The sequence below is a fragment of the Desulfobacterales bacterium genome (genome assembly GCA_029211065.1).
Classification (GTDB): Bacteria; Desulfobacterota; Desulfobacteria; order Desulfobacterales; family JARGFK01; genus JARGFK01.
In genome coordinates, this window is the sequence record JARGFK010000152.1 from 1 (window position 1) to 8,169 (window position 8,169).

Consider the following 8,169-nt stretch of genomic DNA (forward strand, 5'->3'; position numbering starts at 1 on the left):
TCCGTCTACCCGACCCTTTTGTTCTTTCGTTTCCGTTATCAAATCCCGCTGAATCCCTCACCGAGAATTCCTGCTTTGGTAAATGCCTAATTGACATTTTTTTTGATTTCTTATAAATAGTACACTTTTAGTATTTATTCCCCTTGGGAAAATATGAATATAAAATCGATAAAGTGCTTTTATGGATAACTTTTCCAGGACGGATTCCCCAAAACCGGTCGCATTTCCAATCGCAAGGCCGGGGTATCCGATTATATTTGCGGCGGCTTTTGTGACCGCTATATTGGCCCTTTTGGGTCTGACGACCATAACCCTCGTCAGCCTTGGGGTTACCTTGTTTATCTGCTATTTTTTCAGGGATCCGGATCGGGTGACACCCCGAAAAGAGGGCGCCGTCGTTTCGCCGGCTGACGGTCGGGTTTTATCAGTACTAAAAACGGTAAATGAGCGCTTTTTTGATGGTCCGTGTCTTAAAATTAGTATTTTCATGTCGGTGTTTAATGTTCATGTCAATCGCATACCCTGTAAAGGAGAAGTGACGAATATCGTTTACCACCCCGGCAAGTTTTTTTCAGCCAATCTGGATAAAGCCTCTGAGCAGAATGAGCATAATGCAGTCTTTCTAAAAACCGAAGACGGTGTTCAGATGAGCATGGTACAGATAGCGGGTCTGATTGCCCGGCGGATCATCTGCAAATTGCAGGTGGGGGACCTGGTGAATCGGGGAGAGCGTTTTGGCATGATATGTTTTGGCTCCCGGGTAGACGTTTACCTGCCGCAAAATGTTGAACCGACGGTTTCAGCCGGTGATAAGGTTCAAGCGGGCACATCCATTTTGGGGGTGTTGAAGTGAGAAAAAAAAGCAATTTGAATAAAAACAGCAGGCTGCGACGCGGTATATTTCTATTGCCGAATCTGTTTACATCCATGAATTTATTCTGTGGTTTTTACGCGGTGATTGCCGCAATTGATGGAAAGTTTATTACGGCAGCTGTTGCGATAATCATCGCCGGTGTTTTTGATAATTTGGACGGCAAGATCGCCCGGGCAACCCGGACGACCAGCAAGTTCGGCGTCGAGTATGATTCTCTCGCCGATCTTGTTTCTTTCGGATTTGCGCCAGGGTTGATGATTTATTTGTGGGCGCTGAAACCACTTGGAAGAATCGGCTGGCTGGCCGCTTTCCTGTTTATGGCCTGCGGCGCTCTCCGGCTGGCACGTTTTAACACCCAGGTCAGTTCAGTCAGCAGTGATTATTTTGTGGGCTTGCCGATTCCGGCAGCGGCAGGGATGAGTGCAGTAACCGTTCTATTCTATCATAAATTTAGTTTAAGCCCTCAATCGAGCCCGATTTTGATCCTTGTCATGCTGTATGCGCTTTCGTTCTTAATGGTAAGCACGATTAAATACAACAGTTTTAAAAAACCCGAGTTTTTCCGTACAATGAAATTTAATGTTTTGGTTGCATGTATGCTGATATTCATTTTTATCGCTGCCCAGCCATCGATTGCTCTATTTCTTTTTGGGGTTTCCTATGTTGGTTCCGGCCCGTTTAACACATTCAGGCATTATAAAAAGTTGAAACAAGGAAAGACGGCAAGTCTGAGGGCGGAAGAACAACCAACGAATCCCATCAAATCATGATAGAAAGCATTAGAGACCCTGCAGTTACTACTTCAACAGGTACGCGTTGTATGAATTGGCATGAATGGGCCAAAAGGATTTTTATTAACTCAGATAATCAGGGCACTTTTAATAAAAGGATGAGGGGCTGGTCATTAGTGATGGCCCGCTCATCACTTGCGTCGTTGTTTCTTATAAAGGGAGGGAGCCGTTATGGCAAAAAAAAGGCTTAATATTGCTGTGGTAGGGGCTACCGGTGCGGTCGGCAATCAAATGATAACCTGTCTGGAAGATCGAAACTTTCCGGTCAAGTCCATCAAGTTTCTTGCTTCTCAGCGTTCGGTCGGTCGCAAGCTTCGTTTCAAAGGCGATCTGGTTGATGTCCAGGAGTTAACGAAGGATGCTTTCAAGGGGGTTGATATCGCCCTTTTTTCGGCAGGAGGAGGAACCAGTTTGCATTTTGCGCCTTTTGCCGCAAAAGCCGGTTGCGTCGTGATTGACAATTCAAGTGCCTGGCGAATGGATCCGGATGTTCCGCTGGTGGTACCGGAGGTCAACCCATCGGCTGTGGCGCAATACACAACAAAAGGAATTATTGCAAATCCGAATTGTTCGACCATCCAAATGGTGGTTGCCCTTTACCCCATCCATGAAAAATACAAAATTAAAAGAATCGTTGTCTCAACATATCAAGCCGTATCGGGTACCGGCAAGAAAGCGATCGACGAACTTCTCGATCAAACGCGCGCAATGATTAATTTTCTGGAGTATAAAAAGGAAGTTTATCCGCATCGGATTGCGTTTAATTGTCTGCCGCATATCGACGTGTTTCTTGAAAATGGCTACACCAAAGAAGAAATGAAAATGGTACATGAGACCCGGAAAATCATGGGTGATGAATCCATTAATGTTACGGCCACAACCGTAAGGGTTCCCGTCTTTTTCGGCCATTCAGAATCCGTTAATGTGGAGACTGAAAAACCGCTGACGATTGAAGCTGTAAAAAAACTCCTTGAAAAAGCGCCGGGGGTAAAGGTCATGGACGACCCTGCCAAGAAGCTGTATCCGATGCCGATTGATGCGGCCGGGCAGGACCTGACAATGGTGGGTCGAATTCGAAGAGATGAATCGATTCCCAACGGTATTAATATGTGGGTTGTGGCCGATAACATCAGAAAAGGGGCTGCAACCAACGCAGTTCAAATTGCCGAGATACTGGCCAGTGATTATCTGTAAGTTTAAACAGGAGTGTTACGTTGGAACGTGTGCCCATAACAAAGCAAGGTTATGAAACCCTGAAACAGGAACTGGAGCATTTAAAGGCCCTAGAGCGGCCTAAAAATATTCGGGCGATTGAAGAAGCCCGTTCGCATGGAGACCTTTCCGAAAATGCGGAATTTTCGGCAGCTAAAGAGCGCCAGGCTTATATTGACGCAAGACTCAGCGAATTGGGGTATAAACTCTCCAATGCCGATATCATCGACCCGGACAAAATTTCCAAAGATCGAGCCTTTTTTGGCTGTATGGTGGTATTGGAAAATACGGAAACCGGTGAAAATGTTGAATATCAGCTGGTGGGTCCGGATGAATCAAATATAAAATCAGGTCGGATTTCGGTTTCATCGCCGCTTGGAAAGTTGATTATCGGGAAAAAACCAGGTGATGAAATTGTGCTTCAGGCACCGGGCGGGCAAAGGCGTTATGAATTGATTGAAATACTATAAACGAATGAACATTTAATTAACTATCATATATTGGAGGTTATCAGTGGCGCGAATTACTGTTGAGGATTGCATTAAGAAGGTTCCGAACCGGTTTTTATTGGTCAACCTGGCTTCAAAGCGGGTCAGACAAATCCGGGAAGGATCGGAATATTTGGTAAGTTCTCCCAAAAATGAAGATATTGTTGTTGCCCTGCGGGAAATAGCAGCAGGAAAGGTTACATTGCTGCAAGAGTAGTTTTGTACGGCTGATTTCCAGATGGCTTCTTTGCCACAAAAAAGCGATACATATAAGGTGCTGAACAGGGCTGTTGGAAAAGCGCTGCATCATTATCATATGATTTCCGACGGCGACCGGATTGCGGTGGGTATTTCCGGGGGGAAAGACAGTCTATCGCTTATGAGGATATTAAGGGATCGCCAGTCCTATGTGCCGGTTAAATATGAACTGTTTGGGATCTATGTCGATCCCGGGTTCCCGGGAAGTTTAGGCGCATCTCTCGAAAAATACTGTGGTGAAAAAAAAGACTATCTGCAGGTGGAATATACGGATTGCGGCATTATGGGTCATAGCCCCCAAAACCGTGAAAATCCTTGCTTCCTTTGTTCAAAGCTTCGCCGGAAACGACTGTTTGATATTTCGGCCGAACTTGGCTGCAATAAGCTGGCACTGGGCCATAACAAAGATGATATCATCGAAACGTTGTTTTTAAATATTTTCTATGCCGGCGAAATCAGCACCATGGTTCCTTCCCAACCTTTTTTCAATGGCGCGTTACGGGTCATCCGACCGCTGGCGTTTGTCGATGAAGAGACGATCCGTCGATTTGCAGCTGAGTATAAATTTCCGGAATTTATCAATCCATGTCCCACCGCAAAAATTTCTAAACGGCAGGAAATCAAGACATTTTTAAATTCGCTTTACAGGAAAAATAAAAAAATAAAAGGAAATATATTCAGGTCCATGAGCCGGGTTAAAAACGACTACCTTTTGAAATAGAAATGTAACTTTAAATCAGCACACATCAGGATCTGTTGAAACAAACCATGAAGGATATCCAAAACCAGCGGGATTATCGCAATATCCCCATCGACAAGGTCGGTATAAAAAATCTCCGCTACCCCATTACGGTGTTAGATCGCCGCAACGGTTACCAGCATACCGTCGCATCCATAAACATGTACGTCGATCTGCCGCATAAATACAAGGGGACCCATATGAGTCGCTTTGTGGAGTTGTTGCATTTGTTTCGACCGGAAGTCTCATTAAAAAGAATTTCGGTTGTTCTTGAAAAAATGAAACAGCATTTAAATGCCGCATCTGCGGTGATAGAAGTTGCCTTCCCTTATTTTATTGAAAAAAAAGCACCAGTCAGTGGCTCTCCCGGTCTTTTGGATTACACCTGCAGAATTGTCGGATCAAGTGACCCGGAAGGGAAGGTCGACCTGGTTTCGGAAGTGATCGTACCGATTTCATCGGTTTGCCCCTGCTCAAAAGAGATCAGCGAGATCGGCGCCCATAACCAGAGGGGAGAGGTTCGGCTCAGCACGCGTTTTAAAAAGTTCATATGGATGGAAGACATGATCGAACTTGTGGAGGCCTGCGCCTCTTGCGAAGTCTACTCGGTTCTAAAACGGGTCGATGAAAAGTGCGTGACCGAGAGGGGATTTTTAAACCCAAAATTTGTCGAAGACATCGTCAGGGATATCGCCAAAAAATTAAAGGAAGACAGCAATATTACCTGGTTTTCTGTGAGCGCGGAGAATTTTGAATCGATTCATAATCACAGTGCCTATGCCCACATTACCAGCGAGTAAATGCCGACTTCTAGAAGCGGTACCTGCCGGAAAGACCCAACCCGCCAGAATCCTGTGTAAAAATTGAAGCGGGCCTCGGGTTCAGTCAAAATTCAGTGCTGATTTTCAGTTGTTCAGGGATTTAACAAAGCGACGAACCTGTTTCATAACAGTCTGGATCGATGTCCCGGGGGTATTTATCATAATGACAAATTGATAGCGTTCGCCTTTCTCGTTTAGCAGATAACCCGCCCGGGTCTTTATTCCGGTTAAATTGCCGGTTTTGTAAAACTCTCTATCCTGCTGCCGCAGCAGTTCATGATAGGGTCTAAATTCATTCAGAATTTTTATCATATTTCTGGCGGATATCCTATTTTCTCTTGAAATCCCCGAGCCCTCGATTAATGACAGGTCATGTATGCCCAGGTTCCGGTCGGCATATGCCAAGGCCGCCTGGATGCCTTTATCCAAAGTTCCGGGGGGGCCATAGTGCTTGGCGCCGGCCGCCAGCAGGAGCTGGTTGGCGATAAAGTTGTTTGAAAATTCCAAAAGTTTGGTGATAATCTGCCGCAAAGAAAAAGGCGACACATATGTCAGCAGCAACCTGTCCTGCTGTTTTTGGACGCGACCGATCTTTACACCGCCGCTTGATTCTATTCCGGCGCCATTCAGGAAATACTTAAACAGATGTCCGGCGTACAACGTGCTTTCATTGTTGCGGCTGGTCAGGATGATCCTCCCGTGATTCAGGGAAGATGCCTTAATTCTTTCTGCAACGAAAGGCAACAGCGGGGTCTGGTCTTCGGCGCTGACATACGTATCATTGCACCGTTTAAAATTGACGGTATTAAAATTAACGCACAAGGCGCCATTGGGCGCATCGTAGGGTTGATACGTCGGTGTGGTCCCGGGTATATGGATCGGGTTTAAAAAGAAAGCATCGTCTAACGCTAAATCATTATATCTGATGACACGCGGGGAAAGCTTTTGGGCGATGTCCTGAAGTGTTTCTGAAACCAACAGCGGGTCGCCATACCCCTTTATTTTTAAATTATTGTCCGGACCCAGATAGAATTCGGTTTGAAATCTGTAATCAGCTCCCAGATAATGGAGGGCTACCAGCGAAGTGAAAATTTTCAAGGTTGAGGCCGGAATCAAATTTTTGTCAGGATTTTTTTCAAAAATTGTTTTGCCCTGGGGTGAAGCGATGATAACCGCATCCTCTTTCCCGAGCAGATGTTGGATATCCTCTAATGGGTATGCGTAAAGAAGTGGCAGGCCGCTGAACTGGCCCAGATAGAAAAACAAGCCGGTTAGTCCCAGCAAGAGAACACACATTTTTTTTAACAAGATTCTGCTGAGCATGGCTAAATGTAGCATCCTCCGAAACGGCGGGCAAGAGATTGTTTCTTTATCATTTGACAGTTACCGCAAATATCATTATTGTTCAAAATAAAAATACGCAAATTCCCCTTATGAGAAAGTCGACAGCTTCAATAAACAGATGTGATTGGATTCGCATCATTTCAGCAGTATTTCTTTTGATTTTCTTTTGTCGAAATGAAATAGAGGCGTCATCTTATAAAATCCCTTTTGCGCCGGGTGAAAAGCTGACGTTTCAACTCAGTTGGAGTTTTATCCCGGCCGGAGAGGCTGTTTTGGAAGTAATGCCGACAAAAACGATCGACGGCATTCAAGCCTATCATTTTGTCCTGACCGCCAAAACAAATCCTTTTGTGGATGTTTTTTACAAGGTCCGCGACCGTATTGATGCTTATGTCGATGTAAACATGACCCGCTCCCTTTTATATAAAAAAGAACAACACGAAGGTAATACCAAGCGAGATGTCATGGTAAATTTTAATTGGGAAAATCATACCGCCCAGTATACCAATTTTAATAAAATAGAGAAAACCATTGCAATCATGCCGAGCTCATTTGACCCGTTGTCCGTGTTTTTTTTCTCGCGGTTGCAGGACCTGAAGGTAGACGAAATGCTGACGAGCCCGGTGACCGACGGAAAGAAGTGTATCATCGGCAAGGCCAAGATCGTAAAAAAGGAAAAAATTTCGCTGGCCAGTGGAACTCACGACGCCTACCTGCTGGAACCCGAACTGAAACATATCGGTGGTGTGTTTGAAAAAAGCGAGGACGCCAAAATTCAGCTGTGGGTTTCAGCCGACCGGCGTCGTATTCCCCTAAAGATCAAAAGCAAAGTTGTGGTGGGAAGTTTTGTGGGGGAGCTCGTCTCTGCTGAAGGCGTCATTGACCCATAGTTGCAATTATTTGTTTGTCAAATAAATCTGATTCCGGCAACCGGCATCAGCCCTTACTGTCGAGAACGAGCGTGACCGGTCCGCTATTAACCAGTGAGACTTCCATCATCGCGCGAAAGCGGCCGGTTTGAACAGCTATACCTTTCTGTCGAACCTTATCGGCAAAATATTCATATAATTTATCTGCAACTTCAGGGTCGGCGGCATCTATAAACGATGGCCGTCTTCCTCTGCGGCAATCCCCCAGTAAGGTAAATTGAGAGACCACCAGCAGTTCGGCGCCGATTTCGATAAGAGACCGGTTCATCTTGCCGTATTCGTCTTCAAATATTCTTAAGTTGGTGATCTTATCGGCAAGATAATCAACGTCGGCGGTTTCATCTCCTTTTGCAACCCCGAGTAAAACCAGGAGGCCGTGGCCCATTTTTGCAATCACTTTATTTTCTATGATGACACTGCTTTCACTGACGCGTTGTACGACGGCTCTCATTTTCAGCTCCCTTTTGGGGCAGAACGTATTTGGGTTTTAAGATTAATTTTTTGAGGTTTTGTCTAAAAAATCAGAAAATGGATTATGAAATGGGACTTTCTTTTGTTGTTTTGTGTTGCGCTTGTTAAGTTGGCCCGAACGGCGAGGTTGCGGCCGAATCTGATTTTCGGAAACATTTTTCATGGATAACGATATCCTGTTCCGTTTCAGGTCCACAGCCAAAACTGTTACCCGTACTTTCTGGTGAACCTTAACAATCTTC

At 45.2% G+C, this 8,169-nt stretch carries 10 protein-coding genes; 8 read left to right on the forward strand and 2 right to left on the reverse strand.

Translation table 11 applies throughout. From position 1 onward, the window contains the following. The first annotated feature begins 181 nt into the window (after positions 1-181). The 7 genes from P1P89_21095 to folE2 all read left to right on the forward strand — a co-directional run bounded on the left by P1P89_21095 (position 182) and on the right by folE2 (position 5,162). Positions 182-853, forward strand: coding sequence for a phosphatidylserine decarboxylase family protein (locus P1P89_21095; GenBank protein MDF1594012.1), 672 nt, complete (start codon positions 182-184; stop codon positions 851-853). Beyond that, a complete protein-coding gene (gene pssA, locus P1P89_21100; protein ID MDF1594013.1) occupies positions 850-1,644 on the forward strand; it encodes a CDP-diacylglycerol--serine O-phosphatidyltransferase in 795 nt (264 codons plus the stop codon). The genes P1P89_21095 and pssA overlap by 4 nt, the downstream gene beginning before the upstream one ends. Before the next feature lie 192 nt (positions 1,645-1,836). Then, entirely contained in the window at positions 1,837-2,859 is a 1,023-nt protein-coding gene (locus P1P89_21105) for an aspartate-semialdehyde dehydrogenase (GenBank protein ID MDF1594014.1), read from the forward strand. A gap of 20 nt (positions 2,860-2,879) precedes the next feature. Continuing rightward, positions 2,880-3,347, forward strand: a complete 468-nt coding sequence (gene greA, locus P1P89_21110) for a transcription elongation factor GreA (GenBank protein ID MDF1594015.1) — start codon at positions 2,880-2,882, stop codon at positions 3,345-3,347. A gap of 43 nt (positions 3,348-3,390) precedes the next feature. Continuing rightward, positions 3,391-3,582 carry a DNA-directed RNA polymerase subunit omega gene (rpoZ, locus tag P1P89_21115; protein MDF1594016.1) on the forward strand — a complete coding sequence of 64 codons (192 nt, stop codon included), beginning with the start codon at positions 3,391-3,393 and terminating at the stop codon, positions 3,580-3,582. A gap of 21 nt (positions 3,583-3,603) precedes the next feature. Next, the gene (locus tag P1P89_21120; protein ID MDF1594017.1) at positions 3,604-4,344 is read left to right on the forward strand and encodes an ATP-binding protein; all 741 of its coding nucleotides are present in this window, start codon (positions 3,604-3,606) and stop codon (positions 4,342-4,344) included. Positions 4,345-4,391: 47 nt separating this feature from the next. Further along, entirely contained in the window at positions 4,392-5,162 is a 771-nt protein-coding gene (gene folE2, locus P1P89_21125; GenBank protein ID MDF1594018.1) for a GTP cyclohydrolase FolE2, read from the forward strand. Positions 5,163-5,267: 105 nt separating this feature from the next. Here folE2 and P1P89_21130 read toward each other — a convergent pair whose 3' ends face one another. Then, positions 5,268-6,506, reverse strand: coding sequence for a D-alanyl-D-alanine carboxypeptidase (locus tag P1P89_21130; protein MDF1594019.1), 1,239 nt, complete (start codon positions 6,504-6,506; stop codon positions 5,268-5,270). 176 nt (positions 6,507-6,682) lie between these two features. On the opposite strand from P1P89_21130, the gene P1P89_21135 reads away from it, so the two are divergent. Beyond that, the gene (locus tag P1P89_21135) at positions 6,683-7,417 is read left to right on the forward strand and encodes a DUF3108 domain-containing protein (GenBank protein ID MDF1594020.1); all 735 of its coding nucleotides are present in this window, start codon (positions 6,683-6,685) and stop codon (positions 7,415-7,417) included. 46 nt (positions 7,418-7,463) lie between these two features. On the opposite strand, the gene dtd is transcribed toward P1P89_21135, so the two are convergent. Then, the gene (dtd, locus tag P1P89_21140) at positions 7,464-7,907 is read right to left on the reverse strand and encodes a D-aminoacyl-tRNA deacylase (GenBank protein ID MDF1594021.1); all 444 of its coding nucleotides are present in this window, start codon (positions 7,905-7,907) and stop codon (positions 7,464-7,466) included. Positions 7,908-8,169 lie beyond the last annotated feature (262 nt).

Bases quoted from the DNA above. Each gene is read 5' to 3' on its own strand.
- folE2 (MDF1594018.1), top strand. From the start codon at position 4,392: ATGAAGGATATCCAAAACCAGCGGGATTATCGCAATATCCCCATCGAC.
- P1P89_21095 (MDF1594012.1), top strand. From the start codon at position 182: ATGGATAACTTTTCCAGGACGGATTCCCCAAAACCGGTCGCATTTCCA.
- P1P89_21120 (MDF1594017.1), top strand. From the start codon at position 3,604: ATGGCTTCTTTGCCACAAAAAAGCGATACATATAAGGTGCTGAACAGG.
- P1P89_21105 (MDF1594014.1), top strand. From the start codon at position 1,837: ATGGCAAAAAAAAGGCTTAATATTGCTGTGGTAGGGGCTACCGGTGCG.
- dtd (MDF1594021.1), bottom strand. From the start codon at position 7,907: ATGAGAGCCGTCGTACAACGCGTCAGTGAAAGCAGTGTCATCATAGAA.
- P1P89_21130 (MDF1594019.1), bottom strand. From the start codon at position 6,506: ATGCTCAGCAGAATCTTGTTAAAAAAAATGTGTGTTCTCTTGCTGGGA.